Annotated in this window: 28 protein-coding genes; 16 read left to right on the top strand and 12 right to left on the bottom strand. The window is 70.7% G+C overall.

The features are described from left to right. Positions 1-45: 45 nt before the first annotated feature. Positions 46-1,359 carry a glycosyltransferase gene (locus tag ACFU8V_RS02405; protein ID WP_378868725.1) on the top strand — a complete coding sequence of 438 codons (1,314 nt, stop codon included), beginning with the start codon at positions 46-48 and terminating at the stop codon, positions 1,357-1,359. 224 nt (positions 1,360-1,583) lie between these two features. Here the strand turns inward: ACFU8V_RS02405 and ACFU8V_RS02400 are convergent, their stop codons facing one another. Together ACFU8V_RS02400 and ACFU8V_RS02395 are read right to left on the bottom strand one after the other, a co-directional pair. Beyond that, entirely contained in the window at positions 1,584-2,672 is a 1,089-nt protein-coding gene (locus ACFU8V_RS02400; protein WP_378868722.1) for a hypothetical protein, read from the bottom strand. Further along, positions 2,669-3,574 carry a hypothetical protein gene (locus ACFU8V_RS02395; protein WP_378868719.1) on the bottom strand — a complete coding sequence of 302 codons (906 nt, stop codon included), beginning with the start codon at positions 3,572-3,574 and terminating at the stop codon, positions 2,669-2,671. Before ACFU8V_RS02395 ends, ACFU8V_RS02400 begins: the two co-directional genes overlap by 4 nt. Before the next feature lie 65 nt (positions 3,575-3,639). Here ACFU8V_RS02395 and ACFU8V_RS02390 point away from each other — a divergent pair, with 65 nt between their 5' ends. Further along, positions 3,640-3,999, top strand: coding sequence for a hypothetical protein (locus ACFU8V_RS02390; protein WP_378868717.1), 360 nt, complete (start codon positions 3,640-3,642; stop codon positions 3,997-3,999). A gap of 1 nt (position 4,000) precedes the next feature. Here ACFU8V_RS02390 and ACFU8V_RS02385 read toward each other — a convergent pair whose 3' ends face one another. Next, a complete protein-coding gene (locus tag ACFU8V_RS02385) occupies positions 4,001-4,588 on the bottom strand; it encodes an Lrp/AsnC family transcriptional regulator (protein WP_234024180.1) in 588 nt (195 codons plus the stop codon). A 151-nt stretch (positions 4,589-4,739) separates the two neighbouring features. On the opposite strand from ACFU8V_RS02385, the gene ACFU8V_RS02380 reads away from it, so the two are divergent. From ACFU8V_RS02380 to ACFU8V_RS02360, 5 genes are read left to right on the top strand one after another with little or no spacing between them, the layout of a single operon-like run. Next, positions 4,740-6,323: an ABC transporter substrate-binding protein gene (locus ACFU8V_RS02380; RefSeq protein WP_062637783.1), complete on the top strand. Its 1,584-nt coding sequence runs from the start codon at positions 4,740-4,742 to the stop codon at positions 6,321-6,323. 10 nt (positions 6,324-6,333) lie between these two features. Beyond that, the gene (locus ACFU8V_RS02375) at positions 6,334-7,395 is read left to right on the top strand and encodes an ABC transporter permease (RefSeq protein WP_378868712.1); all 1,062 of its coding nucleotides are present in this window, start codon (positions 6,334-6,336) and stop codon (positions 7,393-7,395) included. Then, entirely contained in the window at positions 7,392-8,303 is a 912-nt protein-coding gene (locus tag ACFU8V_RS02370; RefSeq protein ID WP_025102819.1) for an ABC transporter permease, read from the top strand. Before ACFU8V_RS02375 ends, ACFU8V_RS02370 begins: the two co-directional genes overlap by 4 nt. Further along, positions 8,300-9,115 (top strand): ABC transporter ATP-binding protein, encoded by an 816-nt coding sequence (locus ACFU8V_RS02365; protein ID WP_062765819.1) that lies wholly within the window; start codon positions 8,300-8,302, stop codon positions 9,113-9,115. Before ACFU8V_RS02370 ends, ACFU8V_RS02365 begins: the two co-directional genes overlap by 4 nt. Continuing rightward, positions 9,108-9,947, top strand: coding sequence for an ABC transporter ATP-binding protein (locus ACFU8V_RS02360; RefSeq protein ID WP_136051264.1), 840 nt, complete (start codon positions 9,108-9,110; stop codon positions 9,945-9,947). Before ACFU8V_RS02365 ends, ACFU8V_RS02360 begins: the two co-directional genes overlap by 8 nt. Before the next feature lie 59 nt (positions 9,948-10,006). On the opposite strand, the gene ACFU8V_RS02355 is transcribed toward ACFU8V_RS02360, so the two are convergent. Further along, on the bottom strand, positions 10,007-10,711 hold the full coding sequence (locus tag ACFU8V_RS02355) for a hypothetical protein (RefSeq protein WP_051582178.1): 705 nt from the start codon (positions 10,709-10,711) through the stop codon (positions 10,007-10,009). Positions 10,712-10,935: 224 nt separating this feature from the next. Here ACFU8V_RS02355 and rpsF point away from each other — a divergent pair, with 224 nt between their 5' ends. From rpsF to ACFU8V_RS02325, 6 genes are all read left to right on the top strand, one after another. Continuing rightward, positions 10,936-11,304, top strand: a complete 369-nt coding sequence (gene rpsF, locus ACFU8V_RS02350) for a 30S ribosomal protein S6 (protein ID WP_021201450.1) — start codon at positions 10,936-10,938, stop codon at positions 11,302-11,304. Between the two features lie 5 nt (positions 11,305-11,309). Continuing rightward, positions 11,310-11,813 carry a single-stranded DNA-binding protein gene (locus tag ACFU8V_RS02345; RefSeq protein WP_025102815.1) on the top strand — a complete coding sequence of 168 codons (504 nt, stop codon included), beginning with the start codon at positions 11,310-11,312 and terminating at the stop codon, positions 11,811-11,813. A 71-nt stretch (positions 11,814-11,884) separates the two neighbouring features. After that, positions 11,885-12,139 (top strand): 30S ribosomal protein S18, encoded by a 255-nt coding sequence (rpsR, locus tag ACFU8V_RS02340; protein WP_017203799.1) that lies wholly within the window; start codon positions 11,885-11,887, stop codon positions 12,137-12,139. Positions 12,140-12,150: 11 nt separating this feature from the next. Continuing rightward, positions 12,151-12,603: a 50S ribosomal protein L9 gene (gene rplI / locus ACFU8V_RS02335; protein WP_025102814.1), complete on the top strand. Its 453-nt coding sequence runs from the start codon at positions 12,151-12,153 to the stop codon at positions 12,601-12,603. 140 nt (positions 12,604-12,743) lie between these two features. Further along, a complete protein-coding gene (locus ACFU8V_RS02330; protein ID WP_378868705.1) occupies positions 12,744-14,879 on the top strand; it encodes a CapA family protein in 2,136 nt (711 codons plus the stop codon). Between the two features lie 16 nt (positions 14,880-14,895). After that, positions 14,896-15,261: a cupin domain-containing protein gene (locus ACFU8V_RS02325; RefSeq protein ID WP_071329808.1), complete on the top strand. Its 366-nt coding sequence runs from the start codon at positions 14,896-14,898 to the stop codon at positions 15,259-15,261. Between the two features lie 206 nt (positions 15,262-15,467). On the opposite strand, the gene ACFU8V_RS02320 is transcribed toward ACFU8V_RS02325, so the two are convergent. Together ACFU8V_RS02320 and ACFU8V_RS02315 are read right to left on the bottom strand one after the other, a co-directional pair. Next, a complete protein-coding gene (locus ACFU8V_RS02320; RefSeq protein WP_378868702.1) occupies positions 15,468-17,366 on the bottom strand; it encodes a beta strand repeat-containing protein in 1,899 nt (632 codons plus the stop codon). Between the two features lie 102 nt (positions 17,367-17,468). Then, the gene (locus tag ACFU8V_RS02315) at positions 17,469-18,533 is read right to left on the bottom strand and encodes a hypothetical protein (RefSeq protein WP_378868699.1); all 1,065 of its coding nucleotides are present in this window, start codon (positions 18,531-18,533) and stop codon (positions 17,469-17,471) included. A gap of 516 nt (positions 18,534-19,049) precedes the next feature. Here ACFU8V_RS02315 and dnaB point away from each other — a divergent pair. Further along, a complete protein-coding gene (gene dnaB, locus ACFU8V_RS02310; RefSeq protein ID WP_025102810.1) occupies positions 19,050-20,423 on the top strand; it encodes a replicative DNA helicase in 1,374 nt (457 codons plus the stop codon). Between the two features lie 9 nt (positions 20,424-20,432). On the opposite strand, the gene ACFU8V_RS02305 is transcribed toward dnaB, so the two are convergent. Then, entirely contained in the window at positions 20,433-21,065 is a 633-nt protein-coding gene (locus ACFU8V_RS02305; protein ID WP_085605250.1) for a winged helix-turn-helix transcriptional regulator, read from the bottom strand. A gap of 91 nt (positions 21,066-21,156) precedes the next feature. Between ACFU8V_RS02305 and ACFU8V_RS02300 the strand changes: the two genes are divergently transcribed. Next, complete coding sequence (locus ACFU8V_RS02300) at positions 21,157-21,633, top strand: hypothetical protein (protein ID WP_253247393.1); 477 nt, start codon at positions 21,157-21,159, stop codon at positions 21,631-21,633. On the opposite strand, the gene ACFU8V_RS02295 is transcribed toward ACFU8V_RS02300, so the two are convergent. Beyond that, positions 21,630-22,235, bottom strand: a complete 606-nt coding sequence (locus ACFU8V_RS02295; RefSeq protein WP_378868694.1) for a TetR/AcrR family transcriptional regulator — start codon at positions 22,233-22,235, stop codon at positions 21,630-21,632. The genes ACFU8V_RS02300 and ACFU8V_RS02295 overlap by 4 nt on opposite strands. Before the next feature lie 32 nt (positions 22,236-22,267). Here ACFU8V_RS02295 and ACFU8V_RS02290 point away from each other — a divergent pair, with 32 nt between their 5' ends. Continuing rightward, the gene (locus ACFU8V_RS02290) at positions 22,268-23,260 is read left to right on the top strand and encodes a DMT family transporter (protein WP_240183547.1); all 993 of its coding nucleotides are present in this window, start codon (positions 22,268-22,270) and stop codon (positions 23,258-23,260) included. Here ACFU8V_RS02290 and ACFU8V_RS02285 read toward each other — a convergent pair. The 4 genes from ACFU8V_RS02285 to ACFU8V_RS02270 all read right to left on the bottom strand — a co-directional run bounded on the left by ACFU8V_RS02285 (position 23,200) and on the right by ACFU8V_RS02270 (position 26,499). Beyond that, positions 23,200-23,427, bottom strand: coding sequence for an RNA-binding S4 domain-containing protein (locus tag ACFU8V_RS02285; protein ID WP_025102805.1), 228 nt, complete (start codon positions 23,425-23,427; stop codon positions 23,200-23,202). The two genes, ACFU8V_RS02290 and ACFU8V_RS02285, sit on opposite strands and share 61 nt — an antisense overlap. A 28-nt stretch (positions 23,428-23,455) precedes the next feature. Beyond that, positions 23,456-24,334, bottom strand: a complete 879-nt coding sequence (locus ACFU8V_RS02280) for a hypothetical protein (RefSeq protein ID WP_378868690.1) — start codon at positions 24,332-24,334, stop codon at positions 23,456-23,458. A gap of 169 nt (positions 24,335-24,503) precedes the next feature. After that, positions 24,504-25,829: a sensor histidine kinase gene (locus tag ACFU8V_RS02275; RefSeq protein ID WP_378868687.1), complete on the bottom strand. Its 1,326-nt coding sequence runs from the start codon at positions 25,827-25,829 to the stop codon at positions 24,504-24,506. Continuing rightward, positions 25,822-26,499 carry a response regulator transcription factor gene (locus ACFU8V_RS02270; RefSeq protein WP_025102802.1) on the bottom strand — a complete coding sequence of 226 codons (678 nt, stop codon included), beginning with the start codon at positions 26,497-26,499 and terminating at the stop codon, positions 25,822-25,824. The genes ACFU8V_RS02275 and ACFU8V_RS02270 overlap by 8 nt, the downstream gene beginning before the upstream one ends. Positions 26,500-26,553: the final 54 nt, after the last annotated feature.

Genomic DNA, 26,553 nt, shown 5'->3' with positions numbered 1-26,553 from the left:
GATGAATACTTCAACGGTACAACCAACCCTATCGAGAGAGTCGCCATGTCCCGTTACCTCCTCACCTGCACTCCCGCCCACGGGCATGTGCTCCCGCTGCTGCAGGTCGCCAGGCACCTGGTCGCGGGCGGGCACGACGTCCTCTTCCTCACGAGCACCCGGTACGAGGAGCAGGTGACCGCGGCGGGCGCGCGGTTCCGTCCGCTGCCGGCGGAGGCCGACGTCGATCTCGACGATGCGAACGGCGCGTTCCCCGAGCGCGAAGGTCTCACCGGGGTGGCCGCCCTCCGCTTCGACATGAGCACTCTCTTCATCCGCCCGGGCCGGGCTCAGCTCGAGGCCGTGCGCGTCGAGCTGGCGCGGAACCGCATCGACGCCGTCCTCACCGAGCCGCTGTTCGTCGGTGCGGCGCTGCTGCAGCGGCTGCCGAAGGCCGAACGGCCCCCGGTCGTGGTCCTCGGCATCTTCCCGCTCGGCGCCCGCAGTGTCGACACGGCCCCGTTCGGGCTCGGAGTCACGCCGATGCGCGGGCCGTTCGGTCGGGTGCGCAACGCCTTCCTCCGCACCGTGGCGGAGCGCGTCATCTTCGGCGGCGTGCAGAAGGAGGCCGACGCCATGGCGCGCGAGGCGGTCGGCCGCGATCTCGGCGGATTCGTGCTCGACTGGGCGGGCCGCGCCGACGCGTACGTGCAGTTCTCGGTGCCGGCGTTCGAGTACCCGCGCTCCGACCTCCCGGCGTCCGTGCACTTCGCCGGCCCCCTGCCCGCGGCGGCGGCGACCGTGCCACTGCCCGAGTGGTGGTCCGACCTGGACGGACGGCGGCCCGTGATCCATGTCAGTCAGGGGACGATCGCCAACGCCGACTTCGGCCAGCTCGTGCTTCCCACGATCGCCGGGCTTGCCGCGACGGACGCCCTCGTGGTCGTCTCCACCGGCGGCCGTCCTGTCGACGCGCTCCCGGCGGAGCTGCCGGCCAACGTCCGCGTCGCCGAGTACCTGCCCTACGACCGACTGCTGCCGGAGGTCGACGTGTTCGTCACGAACGGCGGCTTCGGCGGGGTGCAGCAGGCCCTGGCCCAGGGCGTCCCGCTGGTGGTCGCGGGGCAGACGGAGGACAAGGTCGAGGTCTCCGCCCGAGTCGGGTGGACCGGCGTGGGCATCAACCTGCGGACGAACGCGCCGGAACCGGGACAGGTCGCCGAGGCCGTGCGCCGGGTGCTCGTCGAGCCGGCGTTCCGCGACCGCGCACGGCAGGTCGGAGAGGCGATGCGCGCTGCGGACGCCTGGCAGACGCTCGACGCGGTCCTGGCCGCGGAGACCGCGAGCGGGGCCGCAGCCGACAGCTCGATGCACCGCTGAGCGCCGCGCGGGAAAGTGCATTCCCGCGCATGAACGCAACCGGGTGCAACGTCTGCCGGTATACCATCCCGGTATCGCCACGCAGCGTCAGTCCCCAGCTGACCACGGGCGGGACGGTCGAACCGTCAATGCGGAGGGAACGTCGAATTCCTTTCGATCCCGAGGGGGGATGGGGTGGGCGTCGGTTCCCCAGAACGGCACCCACCCCCACATCGGGTTCGGCCTCAGTTCCAGCGGCTGAGCATCCAGAAGACCGCGAATCCGATCACCACGACGATCGGCACCCAGGTGCCTGTGCGCTTGAGGCGCCGACCCTGCGGCGCGACCCCCGGCGGTGGGGTGATCATCCCGGCCGGCGCAGCGAACGGGAGAGCGTGGCCCCCGGGCGTCGCCGCGGCGGCGAGGCGGTCGTCGCGCCACCGCGCCCACTGGTCGAGCTTGGTCAAGAGCGCCCCCACCGTCCCGAACAGCCACGCCCAGGTCGCCGGGTCGAGCGTGGACGCGCGGCGGGGCGTGTAGAGGAACAGCCAGTCGTCGACGATCTCGACGTCGAGCTGCGCGGCGTTGTCGATGAAGCGCGCCATGATGTCGGGCGTGAAGAGGTAGAGCGCGTCCTGCTCGTAGCCGTCCGGGCAGTACAGGGTGAAGTGCTGGTCGAAGTCGCCCTCGAGCGACAGGCGCTGTGCCCGCTGGAACGAGGCCGGCAGGTTGGAGCCGAAGCCGTTGTTGCCCTTCGCGTCGAGCACGATGTTCGGCAGGGGCACATCCAGCTTCACGGCCACATAGCCCCAGCGATACGTCGTCGAGTTCTTCCCGGACTGCACCGTGTACTGGTAGTTGCCGAACTCCACGAACCGCGGATTCGTGCCGCGGACCAGGTCGGTGGCCATGCGCGAGCGGCCGAGATGGAAGATCATTCCGGGGAGCGGCGGATCGTCCACGCGCGGCTCGTACGTCATGCCGTTGGCCTGGGCGAACCGGTGCAGGCGGTACCGGGCGGTGCGCGCGTTGCGGACGCCCATCCAGATGAGCACCCCCACCCCCGCGGCCACCAGCAGGAGGAGCACGAGGGGGATCGCCGCCGCGGCGGGGGAGCCGCTGCCCGCTGCCAGCGCCACCACCACGGAGGCGAGGATCGGAAGCATCACGACCCCGGCGATCGCGACGGCCACGACGGCGATGATCGACGACACCGCCATGCCGGTCGTCCGCCGGGACCGGAGCTCCGCCGTGAAGGCGCGGACGGCGGCCGGTTCGACCGGATCGGTGAGGGGGCGCGCATCGAAGGACGCCGACGCCTGCGGAGACGTCATCGGTTGACCTCGTCGGCATCCCACGTGAGGTCGGCGCCCTCGCGAAGTGCCTTCGCCTCCAGCCGCGCGTCCGTGCAGATCGCGCGGATGAGTTCGGGCGAGCCCGCCACGATCGTGGAGTCGTAGTCGATCTCCGAGACCATCACCCAGGCGCGATCGGCGGGCCAGAGGATGTTCGGGCTCTGGGCGGCGGGCGGGAAGCCGTGCTCCTCGCCGACCCGGTCGCGCCACGGCACGCCGAGCACCCAGTCCGGATCCGCGAAGGCCCTGGCACCCCCGGAGAACAGCACGTAGTCGCGCCCGGGGAGCTGCAGCCGGGGCCCTTCGGAGATCTCGCGCGAGAGGATGCCGTCCTGCCAGGTGGGCTTCCGGAAGACGTTGTTGAAGGGGTCGTGCGTGCTGCGGTCGAGCATCGCCTGATGGTGCGGGTCTTCGCTGAACGTGAGGAAGACACGGGACAACCCGTCCCCGAAGAAGCCGACCAGACCGCCGAACCCCTCCCAGAGCGCGACGACCCCGTCGTCCGGTGTCGCGGTGTGGGCGGCGAGGTGCCCGGCCAGGACCGTCACGAGGTCGCTGTCGAGCGCGCCCTCCATCGGCGCCGTGAACTCGCGGCCGTCCGGAGCGATGCGGCTCCGCCAGTCGGCGTCGACGGGAGTGCGCACGATCCGGTGCCACTGCGCCTCTGCGTGCATCGTCGTGCCGAAGGCGGCGGCGGTGTCCGCCCAGCTGACGCGCACGTCGGAATCCGCCGCCGTGGGACTCTCCCGCACCGTGGCGGGATGGAAGATCCGGGCGTACGCGGGGAAGCCGCGGGGGACGACCGCGTGCATGCTCCCCAGACTGTCGTCGAGGGTCTCCCGCAGCCACGCGCCGACGCCGGGGTCTGCGATCCACTCCATGCGACCACGGTACCGGCCGCGTCCGACGACGCGAGCCGCGGCCGTCGATCCCCCATAATCGAGGGGTGACTGCCACCGCCACTCTCCCCTCCCTCGACGGCCGACGCTTCCGCATGGTCTCGTCCACGACCTCCGCCGTCGACCCCGACGCCCCCAGCGTCTTCGAGTACTTCGAACGCGACGGCGCGATCTGGGGCGGCTACGAGGGCGACACGGTCACCTTCGGGAAGTTCGTCGGCACGCGTACCGGCGACACGATCTGGGTCTCGTTCGTCCATGTGCTCAAGGCCGACGGCACCGTGGTCACCGGCGACGGCGAGAGCGAGCTGGAGCTGACCGAGGACGGCCGCATCCGCCTGGTGGAGCACTACGAGATGCACGGCCTCCCGCAGCTCAGCGTCGTCGAGGAGATCCCGGCCACCTGACTCAGCGTGGCGGCAGCGCGTCCCGACCGGGGGAGGCCGGCGTCCACCGGGTCATCCCCAGCGGCACCTCCGTCTGCCGCTCGGGCAGGTCTCCGGGAAGCAGGTAGGGGCGCCGGATCACCTCGTCGAGCACGACGACGCTGACCACCGTCCGCACCTCGGGGAGCTGCGCGATGACCCCCGTCGAGAACTCGTGCACACCGCTCACGTCGACCGCGCGGATGAGCAGCATCGCATCGTGCTCGCCGGTCGTGATCGCGCACCACTCCACGTCCGGCATCTCGATGATCCGCTCCCGGAACGAGGCCCAGGCCTGCGGCATCACGGTCACGAAGACGAGGGCTCCGATCGACAGCCCGGCCTTCGCCTGATCCACGCGGGCGCTGAATCCGGTGATGACGCCGTCGTGCACGAGCGACTCGACCCGCGTGTACGCGCTGGCCCGCGAGATGCCCACCTTCTCGGCCAGCGCGGCGATCGAGACGCGACCGTTATCGCGCAGCACATCGAGGATTCTGTACGCCGTCTCATCCAAAGGGGCGGCACTTCGTCCAGATTGCTTCGACGGATCCGCGTCCTTGCTGGACATATTGCTCCTCACATCCGAGGTTCTCGACAATGCGTGCCTGTGTGACGCGCACTTGCTGGACACATCGTCGCATATGATGCGAATCTGATCCCCGGTCGTCCACATCGGTGGCGACCGGACCCGAATGTACTCCTCGCCCTTGGAGGCCCTGATGTCGTCACGCCGTATCACGCCGGTCATCGCGCTCGGAGCCGTCGCGCTCCTGGCGCTCGCAGGTTGCTCGGGAGGGAACTCGGCGAACACCTCCGAGTCGTCCCAGGGCTCCGACTCCCTCGTCATCGACACCGCGTTCTCGATTGAGACGGCCGACCCGGGTCACACGTACGACCCGACCGGCAACATGATCGCGAAGGCGCTGTACGAGACCCTCGTCGACTTCGAGGGCTCCGACGTCTCCACTCCGGTCCCGGGCCTCGCGTCGTGGGAGCAGAACGACGAGGCGACCGAGTTCACGTTCACGCTCGAGGGCGACCGCGTGTTCTCCGACGGCTCGCCCATCGAGGCGAAGGACGTCGTGTTCTCGCTGCAGCGCATCCAGGGCATGGAAGACGCCAAGCCGAACTTCCTGCTCGGCGGCCTCACGATCGAGGAGGTCGACGACAAGACCATCCGGTTCACCTCGGAGACCCCGCTCCTGCAGCTCCCCGCGATCCTCGCGAACCCGGCGCTCGGCATCGTCAACGCCGACGTCGTGATGGAGAACGGCGGAAGCACCGACGGCTCCGACAGCGCCCAGGGCTTCCTCGACGGCGAGTCCGCCGGATCCGGCCCGTTCGTGCTGGACACGCTCGACCTCAGCTCGCAGGTCGTGCTCACGCGCAACGACGAGTACAACGGCGACGAGGAGTCGGCCTACAGCCGCGTCGTCGTGCGCAACGTCTCGGAGAGCGCGACCCAGCTCGCCAACCTCAAGGGCGGCGACTCGATGGTCGCGATGGACCTCAACGGCGACCAGGTCGCCGGTCTCGGCGATGACATCAGCGTCGACTCGGTCCCGTCCGGCCAGACCATCTTCCTGCTGCTCAACCAGGGCGAGGCCGGCGGTGACCTCGCGAATGTGAAAATCGCGGAGGCCATCCGCTACGCGCTCGACTACGACGCGCTGCTCGAGCTCGCCGGTGCCGGCGCGGTCCAGGCGACCGGCGTCATCCCGCCCGGGTTCGAGGGTGCCCTCGACAGCGGCGTGAAGCAGGACCTCGACAAGGCGAAGGCCGCGCTGGAGGAGGCCGGGTACACCGGTCAGACCCTCACGCTCCAGTTCCCGAACGACTACCCGGTCGGCGGCGTGGAGTTCACCCCGCTCGCGGAGCGCATCCAGGCGCAGCTCGAGGACGCCGGCATCGCCGTCGACCTGGCTCCGGCACCGTTCGCGACCGAGCTCGACGCGTACGTCAACGGCACCGAGGGCTTCGGCCTGTGGTTCTGGGGTCCGGACTACGCCGACTCGGCGAACTTCCTCCCCTTCGCCCCGGGACTGAAGGTCGGTCTCCGCGCCGGCTGGGCGGCCGAGGCCAACCCGGAGATCGCGGGCATTGCCGCCGGTGCGGCCGCCGCGACCGACGCCGAGCAGCGCACCGAGGCCTTCACCGAGTTCGCCGAGGCCATGCAGGCCGAGGGCCCGTTCGTGCCGCTGATCGTCCCCGGTCGCAACATCTCCTCCGCCTCCAGCGTGTCCGGTGCCGTGTACAACTCCGTGTGGGAGATGGACATCGCCGAGATCCAGCCGGCCGGCTGAGCGGATCGCCATGACGACAGTGGTCGTGCAGAGGCAGGCGCAGCGGCGCCGCTCGCCTCTCGTCGGATACCTGCTGCGGCGGGCCGGGACCTCTCTGCTCCTGTTGGTGGGCGTGACGATCGTCACGTTCGCGCTCACCAACCTGGTGCCGGGAGACCCGGTCTCGGCCGCGCTCGGTGAGGGCGCGTCGCAGAACCCCGCGACGCGCGAGGCGTTCATCAAGGCGAACGGACTCGACCAGCCACTGTTCGTGCAGTACTTCATCTATATGGGGAACCTGCTCCGCGGGGACCTCGGCACGTCGCTGGTGACCGGACGCCCGGTCACCAGCGACCTCGCCACCGCGGTGCCCGCGACGATCGAGATCGCGATCGGCGCGATCATCGTCAGCCTCGCGGTCAGCATCGTGCTCGGTACCCTGGCCGCCTACCGCCGCGGCCTCGTCACCGACCAGGTGATCCGCGTCGTCACGCTCGTCGGGCTCAGCGTCCCGACCTTCTGGCTCGCTCTGGTCAGCTTCTACGTGTTCTTCCTGGAGCTGCGGATCGCCCCGGGTTCCGGACGCATCTCGCCGTCGATCACCCCGCCGCCGCGCGTGACCGGGCTCTACACGGTCGACTACCTGCTCAACGGCGACGCGGTGGGCTTCTTCGACGCCCTCGCGCACCTCGCGCTTCCGGTCATGGTGCTCTCGCTCGTGACCATCGGGCTGCTCACCCGCTTCATCCGCACGTCGGTGCTCGAGGTCCTCGGCAGCGACTACGTGCGCGCGGCCCGGGCCAAGGGCCTGCCGGCGATGCGCGTCATCCTCGACTATGTGCTCCGGGGCGCCTCGCTGCCGATCCTCACCGTGGTGGGTGTCGCGTTCGGGGCCCTGCTCTCCGGAACCGTGCTCGTCGAGTCGGTGTTCGCCTGGCCGGGACTGGGAACGTACGCCTACAACTCCGCCGCCAACCTCGACCTGCCCGGCATCATGGGCGTCGGTCTCGTGGTCGGCGTCATCTACCTCCTCATCAACTTCATCGTGGACCTGCTCTACGGCGTGCTCGACCCGAGAGTGAGGATCGCATGAGCCGCATCGCCGCAGCGACCCCCGCCGGACGCTTCCGCTTCCGCTGGCCGCGTGCCTGGCGCACTCCGCTCGGCATCATCGGCACCGTCATCGCCGGTGCCTGGATCATCGTCGCCTTCACCGCGCAGTGGTGGGTGCCCTACCCGCCGAACGCGCAGGTGCTGCCGCGCCTGCAGCCGCCGGGCATCGACACGATCCTCGGTACCGACGGCAACGGCCGCGACATCTTCTCCCGGCTGATGACTGGCGCGACGGTGAGCCTGCCGCTCGCGCTCATGCTCGTGATCGCCGCCCTCATCATCGGCACCCTCGTCGGTGCGGTCGCCGGGTACTTCGGTCGCGCGGTCGACGAGACGCTCATGCGCATCACCGACCTCTTCATGGCCTTCCCGACCGTGATCCTCGCCATGGTGGTCGCGGCCTCGCTCGGCCCCTCGCTGTTCAACGCCGTCATCGCCGCGATCGTGGTCTCGTGGCCGCAGTACGCCCGCGTCACCCGCAGCATCGTGCTCGGTCTCCGCGGGCAGAACTATGTGATCGCCGGCCGCCTACTCGGCCACTCGCCGCTGCGCACGCTCTTCGTCGACATCCTGCCGAACATCGCCGGCCCGGTCCTCGTGCTCGCGACGCTCGACATCGGCGCGGCCATCCTGCTCCTCTCGGGGCTCTCCTTCCTCGGTCTCGGTGCGCAGCCGCCGACGGCGGAGTGGGGCTCGATGATCTCCGGCGCGATGCAGAACTTCGACGCCTGGTGGCTCGGAGTCTTCCCGGGACTCGCGATCCTCACCGTGGTGCTCGCGTTCAACTTCCTCGGCGACGCGATGCGCGACGTGCTCGACCCGACCGCCGAGATCACACACGAGAAGCAGGCGGAGCACACCGCCTCCGCGACGGGGGTGCCCGCATGACCGCGCAGAGCACGGCGACGCTGAGCATCCGCGACCTCACGATCGACATCGGCCGTCCGCTCGTGAAGGGCGTGTCCCTGGAGCTCGAACCCGGGCGCATCCACGGCCTCGCGGGGGAGTCGGGCTCCGGTAAGACGCTCACCTCCCTGGCGGTGCTCGGCCTCCTGCCGCGACAGGCGAAGACCGGCGGCTCGATCCTGCTCGCGGGGGAGGAGCTGGTCGGTCGCAACCGCCGGGGGCTCAACCGCGTCCGCGGGAAGCGCATCGCGATGGTCTTCCAGGACCCGTCGGCCTCGCTGCATCCGCAGCTGCCGGTCGGCCGCCAGCTCACCGACCACATGCGCGTGCACCTCGGACTCAAGGGGGCCGCTGCGCGCGAGCGGGCGGTGGAGCTGCTCCAGACCGTGCAGGTGCCGAACCCGGCCGAGGCCCTGAAGCGGTATCCCCATCAGTTCTCCGGCGGACAGCGGCAGCGCATCGCGATCGCGTGCGCCCTCGCGTGCGACCCGGAGGTGCTGCTCGCGGACGAGCCGACGACCGCCCTCGACGTGACGGTGCAGGCAGGCATCCTGAAGCTCCTGCGCGACCTCGCGATCGAGCGGAATCTCGCCGTTCTGCTCGTGACCCACGACCTGGGCGTGATGAGTGCGATCGCGGACACGGTCGCCGTCATGAAGGACGGCCGCATCGTCGAGCTCGCCGATCGGGAGACGCTCTTCCGCGCCCCGCAGCACGAGTACACCCGCATGCTGCTCGCGGCACTGCCGGGGTCGCGCATCGACGAGAGCCCCGAGGAGGCTGCGGATGAGTGAGGTCAGCGTCCTCGACGCCCGCGACGTGGTGGTGCGGTACCCGGGCACCCCGCCCGTGATCGCGGTCAACGGCGTCTCGCTGAGTGTCGCGGCGGGGGAGACGGTCGCCCTCGTGGGCGAGTCCGGCAGCGGCAAGTCGAGCCTGGCCCGCGCCGTCGTCGGCATCGAGAAGACCGCCGCCGGGACGGTGTCGTTCCGCGGCGCCCCCGTCGCGCCGCTGGGGATCCGCCGTCGTGACACGGCGCTCACCGGCATCCAGATGGTCTTCCAGGACCCGGCGACCTCGCTGAACCCGCGCCGGCGGATCGGCGACCAGATCTCCGACGGCATCGCGACCGCCCGTGCGCGCGGTGCCGCCGGCTCCACCGTGGAGGAGTGGCTGGAGCGGGTGGGACTGCCCGCCGAGGTGCGCACCCGCTTCCCGCATCAGTTCTCCGGCGGCCAGAAGCAGCGCATCGCGATCGCCCGGGCCCTCGCCGCGCGGCCCTCGCTGCTCGTGGCCGACGAGCCCATCTCCGCCCTCGACGCGTCCACCCAGACGAGTGTCGCGGGACTGATGCGCGATCTCGTGGCCGAGTCCGGCGCGGGGATGCTCTTCATCTCCCACGACCTCGCCGTCGTGCGCCGCATCGCCGACCGCACGTTCGTCATGTTCGGCGGGAGGGTGCTCGAATCGGGGCCGACCGACGAGCTCTGGGCGGCGCCGCGGCACCCCTACACGCAGGCGCTGCTCGCTGCGATCCCGGAGCCGGACGGCACGGGCCGCATCCCCGATGCCCCCTCCGCCGACGACCGCGCGGTCTGGGCCGAGGTTCCTCCCGTCGCGTATTGACGCCGGATACGGCGAAGGGCCGGAGCGTGCGCTCCGGCCCTTCCGTGTGTCTCGTCCGATCAGAGCGGCGCGACGATGTCCTGCTTCACGTCCCACTCGGTGATCTCGAGGGCGACGTCGACCGACTGCCCCTGGACGGTCGCGGAGCTGGTCGAGGCGAGGTTGACGTAGTCCTCGGTGACCTCGAACACGACCTCGACCGGCGTGCCCGCCTGCTCGACGGTGCCGCTGACGAGGTAGACCTTCTGGCCGAGGCGCTCGCCCGTGCCGGTCACGGTGAAGTCGCCCGTGATGGCCTTCGCCGTCTCGGCCGGGTCCATCGCGGTGACGTCCTTCGCCGTGGTGCTGAGGCCGGCGATGATGGGGTCGCTCGACGACGGGTCGGCGGCCTGCCAGTCGCTCGAGGGCGACTTCACCCAGACGTCGTCGCCGATCGCGACGATCGAGCCCATCGGCGAGAGCGACTCCAGCGCCTTCTCGGACGGGTTGAAGCGCGTGGTGGACTCCATGCCCATCACGACGGTCTTGGCGGCGTAGCCGGCGGTGTCGGTCATGGCCTCGGCGATGCAGGCGCCGAGGGCCGAGCCGTCGACGGTGGCACCGTCGGCGAGTTCGGGGCAGTCGCTGGACGGCGCTTCGGCCTCCTGCGATGCGGCCCCGCTCGGCTTCGACTCGGCCGGCTTCTCCGACGCTCCCGCCGAGCATCCGGTGAGCATGACGGCGGCGGCCAGCACGACGCCGACCCCCCACTTGTTGACGCGCATGGCGCCCCCCTCCAGGTCCGTGCCGATGACCGTCACCAGGCACACCCTCCAGCATGCCAAGGCCGCGCGGGAAGTGCGGGAGGCAGCTCCGAGGAAACTCCGCTAGACTGTCGAGGTTGTCTGCCTTCCGGCGTCCATTCGGTCTCCTGGGGCGGGCATGTGCACACACCCTCCTGCTCCCGGGAAAGTCCCGAGAGCCGTTCTAGTCCGAAGGAGGTGGGTAAGTGACGCACCAGTACGAACTCATGGTCATTCTGACCCCCGAGATCGACGAGCGCCAGGTCGCCCCGACGCTCGACAAGTTCCTGAAGGTCATCACCAACGATGGTGGCTCTATCGAGAACGTCGACATCTGGGGCAAGCGCCGTCTCGCCTACGAGATCCAGAAGAAGACCGAGGGCATCTACGCCGTCGTCAACTTCACCGCGACCAGCGCCGCCACGCAGGAGCTCGACCGTCAGCTCAAGCTGAACGAGCAGATCATGCGCACCAAGGTGCTCCGCGCCGAAGAGGCTCAGGCGATGATCGCTTCCGAGGCCAAGCGCTCCGAAGAGAAGGCTGCCCGCAAGGCCGCCAAGGCTGCGAAGGCCTAAGTCTCATGGCCGGCGAAACCGTCATCACCGTGGTGGGCAACCTCACCGCCGACCCCGAGCTGCGCTACACGCAGAACGGGCTGCCGGTGGCGAACTTCACCATCGCATCGACGCCTCGCAACTTCGACCGTGCCGCGAACGAGTGGAAGGACGGCGAAGCGCTGTTCCTCCGCGCCTCGGTGTGGCGTGAGTTCGCCGAGCACGTGGCGGGCTCGCTCACCAAGGGCATGCGCGTGATCGCGCAGGGTCGTCTGCGCCAGCGTTCCTACCAGGACCGTGAGGGCAACCAGCGCACCGCGATCGAGCTGGAGGTCGACGAGATCGGCCCCTCGCTGCGGTACGCGACCGCGCAGGTCACCCGTGCGGCCTCGGGCGGTGGCGGCGGGGGACAGTCCCGTCCCGCGCAGCAGCAGCAGGTGTCGGAGGAGCCGTGGTCCACGCCCGGCTCGTCGACCAGCGCCGATGCCTGGAGCACTCCGGGCAGCTTCGGCGACGACACCCCCTTCTGAAAACACTTCTTCACGGGTGGGTCCCTGAGCTTGTCGAAGGGCCGCACCCCGCTCATCACTAAGGAAAAGCAATGGCTGGAAAGTCGAGCGGCGACCGCCGCAAGCCGCGGAAGGGCGCGAAGAACGCCGCTCCCGCGAAGTCCATCCGGGTCGGCGTCATCGATTACAAGGATGTCGCCACCCTCCGCAAGTTCGTCTCGGAGCGCGGCAAGATCCGCGCCCGTCGCATCACCGGTGTGTCGGTGCAGGAGCAGCGTCTGATCGCCACCGCGATCAAGAACGCGCGCGAGATGGCGCTCCTGCCCTACGCTGGCGCCGGCCGGTAAGGGGTACTGAGATGGCAAAGCTGATTCTCACGAACGAGGTCGCCGGGCTGGGTAGCGCCGGTGACGTGGTCGAGGTCAAGAACGGGTACGCCCGCAACTACCTCATCCCCCAGGGCTTCGCTACGGCGTGGACCCGTGGTGGCGAAAAGCAGGTCGCGTCGATCCAGGCCGCGCGTCAGGCACGCGCGATCCACGACCGCGACGAGGCTGTGGCCCTGAAGAACACCCTCGAGGGCACCAAGGTGCGTCTCGCGGTGAAGGCCGGCAAGGAAGGCCGTCTGTTCGGCTCGGTGAAGACCGCCGACGTCGCAGAGGCCGTCACGGCTGCGGGCCTCGGCTCGATCGACAAGCGCAAGGTGCACATCCCCTCGCCCATCAAGGCGACTGGTGAGCACGAGGCGACCGTGCGTCTGCACGAGGACGTCACTGCCGTCATCACGCTGCAGGTCGTCGCCGCCAAGTAAGGCACCCGACGGGCGCACGCCTGTCGAACGGAACGCCCCCTGTCCTCCGGGACAGGGGGCGTTCTGCATCGGGACGAGGTGAGGATCAGGCGACATTTCTCATACGCCGACGCAACATGCTGTGCTGTTGGCTCGATTCCATGGTGACACCACCCCCCTTCCCGACATCCAGAGCGCCCTGGGGCGATGCCGCGAAGGGGCTGCTGATCGTCCTCGTGGTGTTCTGGCACGTCGTGCTGAAGACCTACCTGCAGGTCGACTGGCGGCTCGGCATCCCCCTCCCCGGAGCCTGGGGTCTCGCGAGCGACCTCATCTGGCCGTTCCTCATGCCGTTGTTCCTGTTCCTGTCCGGGTACTTCGCCTCCGCGGCGCTGGCCCGACCGTGGGCCGTCGTGTTCCGTCCCCGCGTCGTCCGCTTCCTCTACCTGTATCTGCTGTGGAGCCTCATCCACGCCGCCGCGATGTGGGCATTCCCGGACTTCCCGACGTTCGTGCCGCGGAGCGTCTCCGCGTTCGTGGAGGGGGTGACGATCAGCCCGCCGAACACCTGGTACCTCTACGCGCTCGCGCTGTACTTCGTCGTCGCGAAGGGCCTGCACCGACTGCCGCGCGGCGTCCTGCTGGTGGGTGCCGGCATGCTCTCGGTGGCGGTGGCCGCCGGACTGGTCGACGTGGTGAGCAACCGCGGATCGCTCCTCTACAACCTCTTCTTCTTCCTCGGAGGTGCATACCTCGCGCCGCGCATCCGTCGCTTCACCGCTCGACCGCGACCCGCACTCGCCGGGGCCCTGATCCTCGGGTACCTCGCCGCCTACGCCGTCATGCGCGTGACGGGCACGGAGACCGTTCCCGGGGTGTGGCCGACCGTGTCCGTCCTCGGGGTGGCGATGGGAATCGCGGTCGCCCCGATCCTCGCGGGCCTCCCTCTGGTCGGGCGGGGTCTGCAGGCGCTCGGCGTCCGCACCCTGCCGATCTACCTCCTGCACATGCCGCTGCTCGCGCTCGCCGACGCCGCGCTCGTGGGAGTGCTGTCCGACGCGGGGCAGGCGGTGCAGCTGATCGCGGCCCTCCTGCTCCCGATCGTGCTCACGGTGGGTCTCGTCGCCGCGTGCATCGGCCTCGATCGGCTCACCGCTCGCGACGGACTCGCCTGGCTGTGGGATCTGCCTCGTCGGCGGGCCGCGGTCGACGGCGCGCCACGCAGAGTCCCCTGGCGGACCCCGGTCGCGGTGCTGGCACTGCTGGGGGTCGGCCTCGCCGTCACCGCGGCAGCGGCGATCCCCGCTCGGCCTTCCGCGATCATCGACCGCGCCGCCACCAGCGAGGGAGAAGTCAGCATCGGCGCCGTGGGCGACATCCTGCTGTACGACGCGTCGCGCGGAATCCCGGCGGATCGCGGGCGATCGACCTTCGACGAGGTACGCCCCTGGTTCACCGAGGACCTCGTCACCGGCAATCTGGAGCAGGTGATCGCGGCGGACACCGGCGTCGACAAGTGCGGCGGGAGCGACCACTGCCTCGCGTTCCGCAGCGAGCCGGATGCCGCTGCGGCGCTGCGCGGCTTCGACGTGCTCAATCAGGCGAACAACCACAGTCACGACTTCGGCCGGAAGGGCGTCGACGAGACGAGGGCTGTCCTGCGCGCGGAGGGCATGGACGCCGTCGGGGATCGGAACGAGGTCGTCGTGACGAGGGTGGGGGAGAGCACCGTGGCCCTGGTCGGTTTCGCGCCCTATGGGGGATTCAACAGGGTCACCGACCTCCGTCACGTCGGTCAGGTGGTGCGCGCGGCGGCGGAGCAGGCCGATCTCGTCGTCGTCCACGCGCACATGGGCGCCGAGGGACCGGAGGCCGACGCGGTCACCGGGGGGACCGAGCTCAGCTTCGGGGAGAACCGGGGCGATCCGCAGGCGTTCGCGCACGCGGCCGTCGACGCCGGGGCCGATCTGGTGGTCGGGCACGGCCCGCACGTCGTCCGGGGTGCGGAGTTCTACCGCGGCCGCCTCATCGCCTACAGTCTGGGCAACTTCGCGGGAGGGGGCGTCTTCGGGGCCGAGGAGGAGACGCGCTTCGGCGCCTACCTGTCGGTCCGTCTCCGTGCCGACGGAACGTTTCTCGGCGGACAGGTCCGCTCGATCCGCTTGGCGGCCGACGGCGGCGCCCCGGAGCCCGATCCGACCGGTCGGGCCGGCGCCCTGATGGACGAGCGCGGCCGGCGGGACTTCCCGGGCAGTGCTGTCGTCGTCGACGCCGACGGGTCGATCGTCCTGCCGTGAGGATAGGCTGCTGGCCATGACGGACGACGTTCGCAATGTGCACGAGGCCCTGTCCACCATCCACGAGCACTGGCAGCCGCACCGGCTGACGAGCGTCAACGACTACGACGTCAAGGTCGTGAAGCTGCAGGGCGAGTTCGTCTGGCACACGCATCCCGAGACCGACGAACTGTTCTTCGTGGTGAGCGGACGCCTGACGATCCAGCTCCGCGACCGCGACGTCGTCCTGAACCCGAACGACGTGTTCGTGGTGCCCCGGGGCGTCGAGCACTGCCCGAAAGCCGAGGAAGAGGTGCACGCGATCCTCTTCGAGCCGAAGGGCACGGTCAACACCGGAGACGCAGGCGGCGACATGACGGCGGAGCTCCAGGAGCTCGGCTAAGCCCCCGCATCGCGTCCCGTGCGTCCGCAGAACGGGCACACGGATGCCCCGCGGTGGGGGGACCACGGGGCATCCGCCGATTGCGCGGCGGTCACGCTCGGCAGAGGAAGCGCAGCGAGGGCTGCACCGCACGTGCGGACGCTGCCGCGCACCGGCGGGGGCGAGTCTCCTCCCCCGAGGACATCGCCGCCGCCGGGGCTCAGCGCCTACGCCGTGCGACGGCGCAGCAGGCCCGCACCTCCCAGCAGCAGGAGAGCGGCGAGGGCCCACAGCCACGCGGCCGAGGCGCCACCGGTCATCGCGAGGCCGGTGGCCTCACCCGTCGCGGCGGCACCCGCAGCCCAGGGCATGCTGGTCATGCCGGCTCCGGTGCTCGGCGTCGTTCCCGGGTTCACTCCGGGGTCGGTGCCGGGGTTGGTGCCGGGGTCCGTGCCGGGGTCGGTGCCGGGGTCGGTGCCCGGGTCCGTGCCGGGGTCGGTGCCGGGGTCGGTGCCCGGGTCCGTTCCGGGATCAGTGCCCGGATCCGTGCCCGGGCCCGTTCCGGGGTTCGAGCCGGGATCGGTCACCGTGCTCTCGCCGACGACGGAGATCGCGTTCCCGCCGATCGTGATGGGAAGCGTCACGGGGAGCTCCAGCTGAGTCCCGCCGAGGATGCTGTCGTCGCCGCCGGTGGTGCTGCCTCCGGTCGCGGGTGCGGTCGGGGACGTGGTGCCGCCGGTGGTGCCGGTGACCGTGGCGTCGTCGGTGACGGAGATGGCGTTGCCGGTGACGCCGATGGGGGCGGTCACGGGTGCGACCACCTGGGTGCCGCCGAGGGTGCTGTCGTCGCCGCCGGTGGTGCTGCCGCCGGTCGCGGGTGCGGTCGGGGACGTGGTGCCGGAGGTGCCGGAGGCCTCGCTGTCGCCGAGGAGCGAGATGGCGTTGCCGCCGACGCTGACCGGGGCCGTCACCGGGGCGACGACCTGGGTGCCGCTCGCGGTGCCGTCCTCGCCCGAGGTGCTTGACCCGGTCGCGGGTGCGGTCGGGGTCGCGGTGCCGCCGGTGGTGCCGGAGGCCTCGCTGTCGCCGAGGAGTGAGATGGCGTTGCCGTCGACGGTGACCGGGGCCGTCACCGGGGCGACGACCTGGGTGCCGCTCGCGGTGCCGTCCTCGCCCGAGGTGCTCGACCCGGTCGCGGGTGCGGTCGGGGTCGCAGTGCCGCCGGTGGTGCCGGTGGCCTCGCTGTCGCCGAGGAGTGAGATGGCGTTGCCGCCGACGGTGACAGGCGCCGTCACGGGTGCCACGGCCTGCGTGCCTCCGAGGATGCTGTCCTCACCGCCGGTGGTGCTCCCGCCGGCCGCGGGTGCGGTCGGGGCCGCGGTGCCGCCGGAGGTGCCGGAGGCCTCGCTGTCGCCGAGGACCGAGATGGCGTTGCCGCCCACCGTGACCGGGGCCGTCACCGGGGCGACGACCTGGGTGCCGCTCGCGGTGCCGTCCTCGCCCGAGGTGCTCGACCCGGTCGCCGGGGCAGGCACCGGTGCTGCGGCGCTCTCTCCCTCGGCGGCCGACTCGGAGTCACCGAGCAGCGAGATGGCGTTGTCGGACACGGTCACCGGGGCGTTGACCGCCACGAGAGCCTGGGTGCCCGAGAGCACACCATCCAGGCCGTCCGTGTCGAGGGAAAGCACCCCGGCCGCGTCAGGGGCCTGGGGAGCCGCGCTCTGGGGAGGAGCGGCGGCCGGGGTGCTGGTCGTGGAGTCTTCGGTGAGACTGATGGCGTTGTCCGTCACCGTGACGGGAAGGTTCACGGTCACCACGGCTTGGGTGCCGGATGCCGTGCCCTCCGCGCCGCTCGTCTGCGGAGCGGGGGCGGGAGCCGGGGCGGGAGCGGGAGCCGGTGCCGGAGCAGGGGCCGGGGCAGAGGCCGTGGATGCCGCGTCGCCGAGCACGGAGATCGCGTTGTCGACGACCGTGATCGGGGCGGTGATGGGTGCTACGGCCTGGGTGCCGGAGAGCAAGCCGTCGTCTCCGGATGTCTCGGCCGCATTGGCGGCCGTCGCGCCGAGCAGGGTGATCCCGCCGGCGATGAGCGTGCCCCAGAGGACGCGCTTCGCATAGGTACGCATGATGGTTCTCCTGACGTGACTGGTCTGTCTGATGGGATGCACGCGAGGAAGTGCGCGCGCAGCACGGCATCTGTCATCCGGGTGGGATGACGCGACAGTCCGTCAGTCGGGAGAGACGTCGGTGTCGGCGACGGGGGCGCCCGGAAGGACGTCGTCCCGTGCGCCGGCTGCCCGCTCCCCAGCACGGAGCGGGGTCGCCCCGATCTCGCTGAGGCGAGCGGGGGCGCTGGCGGAACCTCCGGCCGAGGTGGCGGAGGAAGAGGCGGGGGCGGCCGGAGCGGCCGGAGGAGCACCGAGCGGCACCGGAGCGGTGTCACCGGCGCCGGCGTCCGAGGAGTGGGGCGCGGAGACCGGGCCTGCAAAGGAAGCCACGGTACGGAGCGCAGAGCGCTGGCCCGTGCTCGGGGAGGCCGACGGTGCGGGCGCAGGCTCGGGAAGCGCGCCGATCTCGTCGCGCGCCGTTGTCACACCCGCGGGGACGGAGCCCTCCGGGGTCTGCGGTGCGGCCGGCTCGAGTGGCGTGAGCACCTCGACGACCGGCGGAACGGTCTCATCGACGACGCCGCCGATCAGGCCGGTCGTGCCATCGACGACGCCGACGACGTTCTCGACCAGGTCGATGGCGCCGGAGTCGACGACGATGCCGCCGACCAGCGGAAGGCCGCCGACGAGGTCGAGCACGGGCGCCGTGATCTGTGAGACCGGTGCAGAGCCGAGCACGTCGGTCAGGGGCTCGACGACCGTCTCGGTGGTCTCGGCGACCGCCTCGAGCACCGGGGCCGCGGTGTCTCCGACGACCGGGACCTGCGTCACCGTCTCGGTCACCGTCTCGACGACGGCGGGAGCGCCCTCCTGCACGGGAGCGACGGTGTGGGTCACGACCGGAGCCACGACCTCGTGCACCACGGGCGCGACGACCTCCTGGACCACCGGAGTCGCCACCTGGTTCACCACCGGAGCCACGACGTCGTTCACGACCGGCTTCGTCACGGCGGTGACGGTCTCGGATACGACCGAGGTGAGGCTGTCGAGCGGACCCTTCGGCTGCTCGTCCGCGTGCGCGGAGCCGCCGCCGGTGAGGACGGTCAGGGCTGCCCAGGCGAGCGCGCCGATTCCACCCCAGAGGACGGCGTGGGGTACGCCGCGTCGGGTGGTCCGAGCGTCCACGTCGTCCTCCCCCTCCGAAGGTCCACGGGTGTGTCGATGGGAGGCAGAATACTCGCGGACCCCCTGTCTGTCCAGGGGCGTTTACATCCGATTCTTCTCGTGTCAGATCGTGACGCGCCCGGCGGATTTCCGGCTTGACTTTCCCCAGGTTCTACACATGCCCCCTCCGGAGGGGAAACCTTCAATGCGCAATTTAAACTCGTTTTCATCCACAGGGTGGGGAAACGATGAAACCCCGGTCAGGGCAGTAAAAAAAGTTCGGTGTTCACACCGTCCACCGGGTTATCCACACCTGTTCTGCACAGACACTCCGAGATTGTCCGCACGCTGTCCACATGGTTATCCACAGGCCGTGTTGCACCGTGTGGAGACCGCTCATAGCGTGGTCGAGCGACCGAATGTCGGGGGCACCTGCTTGTCTGGGGATGGCCGCCGCGCGGCCGCGGTCCCCCGCACCGGCATCCGCGGATGCGCGCGCGGGGCCCGCCTCAGAACCGTCGCATCGAAGGGAACACAGTGTCGATCGCCGACATCTCCGAGGAGCGCCTGGGAGGGCAGCGTCCGCCCGAGCGCACCCCTCCGCACGACCTCCTCGCCGAGCAGAGCGCCCTGGGGGGCATGCTCCTGTCGAAGGACGCCGTCGCCGATGTGATCGAGACGCTCAAGGGCGCCGACTTCTACATTCCCAAGCACGAGCTCATCTTCGAGGCGATCCTCTCGCTCTACTCCCACGGCGAGCCGACCGACGTCGTCGCGGTCACCGACGAGCTGATCAAGACCGGTGAGCTGAACAAGGCCGGCGGCGCCGACTACCTGCACACGCTCACGTCGATCGTCCCGACCGCGGCCAACGCCGGCTACTACGCCGGCATCGTCTCCGAGCGCGCGATCCTCCGCCGCCTCGTCGACGCCGGGACGCGCATCGTCCAGCTCGGCTACGACGGCCAGGGCGACGCGACCGACATCGTCAACAACGCGCAGGCCGAGATCTATTCGGTGACCGGCTCGGAGACGGCGGAGGACTACGTGCCGCTCACGGTCGCGGTCGACGCCGCGGTCGAGGAGATCGAGGCAGCCAACGGCCGCGACGGTTCCATGACAGGCATCCCCACCGGCTTCCGCGAGCTCGACGAGCTCACCAACGGCCTGCACGGCGGGCAGATGATCGTCGTCGCCGCGCGACCCGCGATGGGAAAGTCCACGCTCGCCCTCGACTTCGCCCGTGCGGCCTCGATCGGGCACGACTTCCCCTCGATCTTCTTCTCCCTCGAGATGGGCAAGAGCGAGATCGCGATGCGTCTGCTCAGCGCCGAGGGGGCGATCCCGCTGCAGAACATGCGCAAGGGAACGCTCGACCCGCGGGACTGGACGACGGTCGCCGCCACCCGCGGCCGCATCAACGACGCCCCGCTCTACATCGACGACAGCCCGAACATGACGCTCGTCGAGATCCGGGCGAAGTGCCGACGGCTGAAGCAGCGGGCCGGTCTGCGCATGGTCATCATCGACTACCTCCAGCTCATGACGTCGGGTAAGCGCGTCGAGTCCCGTCAGCAGGAGGTCTCGGAGTTCTCCCGAAGCCTCAAGCTCATCGCCAAGGAGCTGCAGGTGCCGGTCATCGCGCTGTCGCAGCTGAACCGTGGTCCCGAGCAGCGCCAGGACAAGAAGCCCGCGATCAGCGACCTGCGAGAGTCCGGATCGATCGAGCAGGACGCCGACATGGTCATCCTGCTGCACCGCGACTCGGTCTACGACAAGGACGTCCGTCCCGGCGAGGCCGACCTCATCGTGGCCAAGCACCGTAACGGTCCGACCGCGACCATCACCGTCGCCTTCCAGGGGCACTACTCCCGGTTCGCCGACATGGCGCCGGGCGGCGACTTCAACTGACCCCCGGCGTCAGCTTCCTGCGTCGGACGCCGACTCCTCGCGGAGGCTGAGCCGGACGTGGCACGAGTGCGCGCTCGTGAACGGGATCACGCGTTCGATCTCCACGGGTCCGCCCGCTCTCGCCAGCACCGACTTCATGAGCTCCTCGTGCACCCGGCAGACCACGGTCTGGTCATCGGTCAGCAGGGTGTGGAAGCGGCAGGGGGAGAGGTCGACGGTCATCGCCTTCTCGTCGATGTCGGGCTGCAGGCCCACGTCGTCGAGGTGATGGAACAGTGCGTCGAGCTGATGCGTCGCGGCCTCGGGCAGGCCCGATCGCGTCGCCGGGAGCACCGCGCGCATGAGGTCGCCGTGGCGGATCGCCTCCTGGACCCGCCGTTCCTCGATCTCATTCGGCTCACTCGGCAGCACGGGGGAGAAGCGCAGGCGCGGTCTTCCTCGGCGGCCCGTGTGCTCCACCTCGGACCGGGCGAGACCCTCACCCTCGAGCACGCGGAGGTGGTCGCGCAGGGTGTTCACGTGGAGGCCCATGCGGAGGGAGAGCTCGGCGAGGCCGATTCCCGGAGTGTCCATCAAGGCGGCGAGAACCCGCAGCCGGCTGCTCTGCATGAGTCCGCGGTAGGCGTCGGTAGGACGTGGCATGTTACCCATTATCCCCTGAGCGTGGAGCGAGGGGCCGATTTCCACGGTCACCCGCCGCCGGGGGTGCGGATCGCCCGGTTAGCCTGAGGCCATGACGGGTGGACGCACGATGACGGCGCTGCGCCTGCTGCTGCCCGCTTTCCTGCTCGGGGCGATCATCGCGATCTCGTTCCTGGAGGCACCGCTGAAGTTCCTGGCTCCCGGAATCACGATCCCGCTGGGTCTCGGCATCGGTCGCCTCGTGTTCACCGCCCTCAACGTCCTCGCGGGAGCGGTGCTCCTCGTGTTGACGGCGGTCAGCGTCCGTGCCCGTGCCGGGCGCTCCTCGGCTCTGCTGCTCGGCGGGCTGTGGCTGGTGTTCCTCGTCGAGGTCATCGTCATCCGCCCGATCCTCAATCGGCGCAGCGACCTCGTCATCGCAGGGCAGGAGGCTCCGGGAACGGATGGCGCGCACTACGCCTACATCGTCGCGGACGTGACGATGGTGGTGCTGCTCGTGGCGTTCCTCGTGGTCACGGTGCGTGCGGCGCTTCCGCCGCGCGCGTCCTCTTCGACGACCGACGTTTAGGACGCGTCGGACGCAGCGGATTCCAGCAGTCGGCGCGCGCTGTCCCGAGCGGTCGCGAACGGCTCCGCGAACGTCCCCATGCCGACGGTGACGATAGCGCCTTCGTAGAGGAGCATGAGCGTCTCGGCGAGCCGGTCCGGGTCGTGGAACCCGGCCTCACCGCAGAGCTCAGCGAAGACCGCGAGCAGCCACTCCTTCTCGCGACGAGCCTCGGCGAGCACCAGCGGGGCGTCCCCGGGGCCGTCGATCTCGGCGCGCGCGTTGATGGCGCTGCATCCCTTGGTGCTGTGGTCCGGCACCCAGGAGATGGCGGCATCGAAGATCGCGAGCACGCGGGCGTGCCCCGGCTCCGGGACCCGTGCGAGGTGAGCGGCGACGTGATCCCGCCAGCGGGCGTCCCGGTGCTGCAGGTAGGACACGACGAGCGCTTCCTTCGATCCGAAGCGGTCGTACAGGGTCTTCTTCGTCACCCCGGCCGCAGCGGCGATGGTGTCGACCCCGACGGCGTGTATGCCGCGCTCGTAGAAGAGGTCGGAGGCGGCGTCGAGCACGCGGCGCGCCCCGGGCGTCAGCGGCGGCAGCTCCGGCACGGTTGTCGACATGCAGCGAGTATACCAACCTGTATAGTGACGGGATGAGTAAACAGATCGGTATACTCTCCCGGGTCGTGACCGCGGGTGCGGCGGTGGCCTTCGTCCTCACGTGGAGCTCGGGATTCCTCATCCCCGCGGTCGCCACCGCGGACGTCGACCCGCTGACGCTCCTGGTCTGGCGGTTCACGCCCCTCGCCGTCCTGCTCGTGACCCTTGTCGCGGTGTCCGGAGCGGCGAAGGGGATGACCGCGCGGGAGCTCGGTGTCCAAGCGGTCATCGGAGCGCTCGCCCAATTCGGGTACTGCGCTGCGGTGTACGCAGCCGTCGCCGCAGGGATCGCCACCGGCACCGTCGCGCTGATCGACGCGGTCCAGCCGCTGCTCGTCGCCGTGCTGGTCGGGCCGGTGCTGGGCCTCCGTGTGCGCGGCGCCCAGGTGGCGGGACTGGTGATCGGGGCGGTGGGGGTGCTGCTCGTGGTGCAGTCCCAGTTCGGCGCGGGCTCCGCGCCGCTCGTCGCGTATCTGCTTCCGGCGGCGGCGATGGTCTGCCTCGTGATCGGCACCCTGGTGCAGCGGCGGACGGCCGTGCGTACGGGGGTGCTGCTGACCCTGACCATCCACGTGAGCGTGACCGCCGTGCTGCTCCTCGTCATCGCCGCGCTCGCCGGGGCACTCGTTCCGCCGGCGCGACCGTCGTTCTGGATCGCCGTGGTCCTGACCGCCGTCTTCCCCACGCTCGGCGCCTATGGCCTCTACTGGTGGCTACTGCGCCGGGTCGGCATCACCGCACTGCAGGCGCTGCTCTTCCTCGTCGCCCCGGCGACCGCGATCGGCGGGGCGCTGCTGCTCGGCGAACCCCTCACGGCGATCACGCTCGGCGGGTTCGTGCTGTGCGGCGCCGGGGTGACCGCGGTGCTCGTGAGCGAGGCGCGGAACCGGGGCGCGGAGGTGGAGGGAGGCTCCGCGATGCCGGGTCAGGGCCGGACGCGGACCGCCCGGCCCTCGAAGGTCACCACATCGCCGTCGCGGAGCTGACGCCCGCGGCGCCGGTCCACCTCGCCGTTCACGGTGACGTAGCCGTCGATGATGACCTCTTTCGCGTCGCCGCCCGAGTCCAGCAGTCCCGCGAACTTGAGGAACTGGCCGAGGCGGATGACCTCGCCGCCGATGGAGACCTCGTCGATCGGATCGGAGTTCGTCATCCTTGCATGCTAGCCGTCAGGGCCGCGGTCACTCGTCGACGTCGGTGCCGACGACCGCGAACGAGGCGTCGAAGGAGATGTCGATCGAGCGGTTGTCCGTCGTGAGGACGGAGGCGTCGTAGGGGCTCACGTCGTCGGATTCCACATCGAGGTCGGTGATCATCCCCTCGGCCTCGGCGAGGGCGGCGTCGACGAGAGTGCGGATGGTCTCCTCGTCCAGCGTGAGAGTCGGTCCCTTGTCGTCGTCGTCTGCGGCGTCGGTCGACACCACGGTCGCGGTGAGGTCGTCGTCCACGCGCACCTCGGTCTCGTCCCCGGCGGACGTGGTCAGCTGCACTTCCCACGTTCCGTCGCGCTTCGCGTCGATCGAGGTGACCTCGCCCTCGGCGGCGTCCTGGGCGGCGGCGGCGATCGCGAGGAGCTCGTCGACGTCGTCGGTGCCGATGCCGGTGACAGGGCCGCGGTCGCCCCGGTCTCCGCTCGGGCGGGCATCCTCATCGCCGCGGTGGTCACCGCGCGGGCCGTGGTCGCCCTCGTGTCGGGGGCCCTCCATGGCGGGGCGGTCGTCGTCGTCGCCGAACTCGTCGCCGATCGCGGCACCCACCGCGACGCCTCCGCCGGCGAGCAGCACCGCGGCCGCGATCCCGCCGCCGATCAGGAGCGCGCGCTTGCGTCCGGGCGTGGCGGGGGTTGCGGCGGCCGGTGCCTCCGGGGCGGCGTTCGGGCCGGGGGTCGGTGCGACCGGGACCGTCGGGGCGTCGGCGGTGGTGCCGGGGCCGGCGGGGGAGTCCTGTCCGGCGTGCTGGTCCTGGCCCGCGCTCGGGACCGCGGGTGCCGCGTTCTGACCCGCGGTGTCGTTCTCGTCCGGCGTGGGGTTCTGGTCGGGAGCAGGAGTCTTGTCGTTCATGTTTCGATGGTCTCCCGACGCCGCTGAAGCCACCCTGAAGCCTCCTGAAGCCCCGTTCAGGAACCGATATCTCGGGCCCGACTTCGGAGCTCGGGAACGACACGCCGCCTGCGCGCGGCCATGACCGGGGTGTCGTCGGGGATCTCCGAAGCTGTGCCCGGGCGGTCGGTCAGGAGAGAGGGCCGGCCGAGGGGAGGGTGACGGTGAAGCGGGCGCCGCCCCACCGGGACGTGTCCACCGTGATCGCGCCGTGGGCGGCGGTGGCGATGCCGTGGGCGATCGCGAGACCGAGCCCGCTGCCTCCCGCGTCGCGACTGCGGGCCTCATCGAGCCGGACGAAGCGCTCGAAGATGCGGTCCCGCTCCTCCGGCGGGATGCCGGTGCCGTCGTCTTCGACCGTGATCACGACGTGCTGCGGCTGCGGTTCCACCCCGATCGCCACCCGGCCGTTGCTGTGCCGCGCGGCGTTGTCGGCGAGGTTCCGCAGCAGCTGGCCGAGCAGCCGGGGGTCGCCGACGGTGCGGGCCGCACGGATGCCGGAGCCGTCGACGTCGAGCCCGGTGGCCCGCAGCCGACGCACCTCCGCGAGGGCCAGGTCGTCCAGGTCCACCGGTTCGGTGCTCCCGGTGACACCCTCGTCGAGGCGGGCGAGGAGCAGCAGCGACTCCACGATGCCCTGCAACCGCAGCCCCTCCTCGGACACCACCTCCGCGAGCTCGTCGATGCTGGTCACCTCCGGGTGCGCCTGGGCGAGCTCCGCGTGCTGACGGATCGTCGCCAGGGGGGAGCGGAGCTCGTGCGAAGCATCGGACACGAAGCGGCGCTGCGCGGTCGCCGCCGCGTCGAGCCGGTCGAGCATCCCGTTCATCGTCACGGCGAGGGAGTGGATCTCGTCCGCGGTGTCGGGAACGGGCACCCGGTGATCGAGGCGCTCGGCGGTGATGCCCTCGACCTCCTGACGGATGCGGGTGACAGGGCGCAGCGCGCGCCCCGTGACGAGCCAGGTCGTGACGGCCACGAGCAGCAGCAGCGCGGGGACGGCGATCACGAGCAGCGTCGCCACCGTCGACAGGGTCTCCGCATCCTCGTCCATCGGCACCGCGAGGACGAGGGTCTGGTCGCCCTCGACGTCTTCCGACACCACGACCATCGGCTCGCCGTCGATCCGGACGACTTGCGGATCGTCGTCCACGGGCAGCGGGGTGGCGCCGAGCGCATCGGCGGCCTCCTCGCTCGCCGCGCGCACCGCTCCGTCCCGCCCGAGCAGCTGCACGAGGTCGTCATCGAGCTGGTCCGGACCGCGGCGTCCCGGACCGTCGAGCCGGCTGACGAGCTCTTCCAGCCGCTGCTCCGCCGCGCGTTCGGTGCTGCCGTGGATGCTCGCGCTCAGCACCCCGTAGAAGGAGAAGGCTCCGAGGAGCAGCGCGACTGCGACGACGAGGGTGGCGCCCAGGGTCGTCCGGCCGCGGACCGACCGCCAGAGCCGCCTAGCCACCGTTCGCCGCCAGCCGATAGCCCGCGCCGCGGATGGTCTCGATCGCCTCGCGCCCGAACGGCTTGTCGACCTTGCGGCGGAGGTGGCCGATGTACACCTCGACGATGTTCGGGTCGCCGTCGAAGTCGTCGTCCCAGACGCCGGCCAGGAGGTCGCGCTTCGACAGCACCTGCCCGCGGTGGCGCATCAGATGCTCGAGCACCGCGAACTCGCGGGCCGTGAGGGAGATCGGGGTCTCGCCACGCCACACGTGGTGTCCGGCGGGGTCCAGCCGCAGGTCGCCGGCCTCCAGGATCGTCGGTCGCGCCACGGCACCGCGGCGCACGAGAGCCCGGAGCCGCGCCACGAGGATCGCGAACGAGAAGGGCTTGGTGACGTAGTCGTCGGCGCCGCTCTCCAGCGCCTCCACCTGATCCCACTCGCCGTCCTTGGCGGTGAGCATCAGCACGGGAGTCCAGTTCTCCTCGGCGCGCAGGGCCTCGCACACCTTCCACCCGCTCATGCCGGGCATCATCAGGTCGAGCACGATGGCGTCGTACCGCGTCTCGCGGGCCCGCCAGAGGCCGTCGATGCCGTTGTGGGCGACGTCGACCGCGAAGCCCTCCGCCTCGAGTCCGCGGCGCACGCCCTCGGCCAGACGCACCTCGTCGTCCACCACCAGGATCCGCATCCCCCCAGTGTGGCGCGTCGTCGCTGAATCGGGGCTGAAGCGGTCGGGCCGCTT

The sequence above is a fragment of the Microbacterium sp. NPDC057658 genome (assembly GCF_042799975.1).
In the GTDB taxonomy this organism is placed as follows: domain Bacteria; phylum Actinomycetota; class Actinomycetes; order Actinomycetales; family Microbacteriaceae; genus Microbacterium.
This window is presented reverse-complemented; position numbering and strand designations above follow the sequence as displayed.

Bases quoted from the DNA above. Each gene is read 5' to 3' on its own strand.
- ACFU8V_RS02405 (WP_378868725.1), top strand. From the start codon at position 46: ATGTCCCGTTACCTCCTCACCTGCACTCCCGCCCACGGGCATGTGCTC.
- ACFU8V_RS02400 (WP_378868722.1), bottom strand. From the start codon at position 2,672: ATGACGTCTCCGCAGGCGTCGGCGTCCTTCGATGCGCGCCCCCTCACC.
- ACFU8V_RS02395 (WP_378868719.1), bottom strand. From the start codon at position 3,574: ATGGAGTGGATCGCAGACCCCGGCGTCGGCGCGTGGCTGCGGGAGACC.
- ACFU8V_RS02385 (WP_234024180.1), bottom strand. From the start codon at position 4,588: ATGTCCAGCAAGGACGCGGATCCGTCGAAGCAATCTGGACGAAGTGCC.
- ACFU8V_RS02380 (WP_062637783.1), top strand. From the start codon at position 4,740: ATGTCGTCACGCCGTATCACGCCGGTCATCGCGCTCGGAGCCGTCGCG.
- ACFU8V_RS02375 (WP_378868712.1), top strand. From the start codon at position 6,334: ATGACGACAGTGGTCGTGCAGAGGCAGGCGCAGCGGCGCCGCTCGCCT.
- ACFU8V_RS02370 (WP_025102819.1), top strand. From the start codon at position 7,392: ATGAGCCGCATCGCCGCAGCGACCCCCGCCGGACGCTTCCGCTTCCGC.
- ACFU8V_RS02365 (WP_062765819.1), top strand. From the start codon at position 8,300: ATGACCGCGCAGAGCACGGCGACGCTGAGCATCCGCGACCTCACGATC.
- ACFU8V_RS02360 (WP_136051264.1), top strand. From the start codon at position 9,108: ATGAGTGAGGTCAGCGTCCTCGACGCCCGCGACGTGGTGGTGCGGTAC.
- ACFU8V_RS02355 (WP_051582178.1), bottom strand. From the start codon at position 10,711: ATGCGCGTCAACAAGTGGGGGGTCGGCGTCGTGCTGGCCGCCGCCGTC.
- ACFU8V_RS02345 (WP_025102815.1), top strand. From the start codon at position 11,310: ATGGCCGGCGAAACCGTCATCACCGTGGTGGGCAACCTCACCGCCGAC.
- rpsR (WP_017203799.1), top strand. From the start codon at position 11,885: ATGGCTGGAAAGTCGAGCGGCGACCGCCGCAAGCCGCGGAAGGGCGCG.
- rplI (WP_025102814.1), top strand. From the start codon at position 12,151: ATGGCAAAGCTGATTCTCACGAACGAGGTCGCCGGGCTGGGTAGCGCC.
- ACFU8V_RS02330 (WP_378868705.1), top strand. From the start codon at position 12,744: ATGGTGACACCACCCCCCTTCCCGACATCCAGAGCGCCCTGGGGCGAT.
- ACFU8V_RS02325 (WP_071329808.1), top strand. From the start codon at position 14,896: ATGACGGACGACGTTCGCAATGTGCACGAGGCCCTGTCCACCATCCAC.
- ACFU8V_RS02320 (WP_378868702.1), bottom strand. From the start codon at position 17,366: ATGCGTACCTATGCGAAGCGCGTCCTCTGGGGCACGCTCATCGCCGGC.
- ACFU8V_RS02305 (WP_085605250.1), bottom strand. From the start codon at position 21,065: ATGCCACGTCCTACCGACGCCTACCGCGGACTCATGCAGAGCAGCCGG.
- ACFU8V_RS02300 (WP_253247393.1), top strand. From the start codon at position 21,157: ATGACGGGTGGACGCACGATGACGGCGCTGCGCCTGCTGCTGCCCGCT.
- ACFU8V_RS02295 (WP_378868694.1), bottom strand. From the start codon at position 22,235: ATGTCGACAACCGTGCCGGAGCTGCCGCCGCTGACGCCCGGGGCGCGC.
- ACFU8V_RS02290 (WP_240183547.1), top strand. From the start codon at position 22,268: ATGAGTAAACAGATCGGTATACTCTCCCGGGTCGTGACCGCGGGTGCG.
- ACFU8V_RS02285 (WP_025102805.1), bottom strand. From the start codon at position 23,427: ATGACGAACTCCGATCCGATCGACGAGGTCTCCATCGGCGGCGAGGTC.
- ACFU8V_RS02280 (WP_378868690.1), bottom strand. From the start codon at position 24,334: ATGAACGACAAGACTCCTGCTCCCGACCAGAACCCCACGCCGGACGAG.
- ACFU8V_RS02270 (WP_025102802.1), bottom strand. From the start codon at position 26,499: ATGCGGATCCTGGTGGTGGACGACGAGGTGCGTCTGGCCGAGGGCGTG.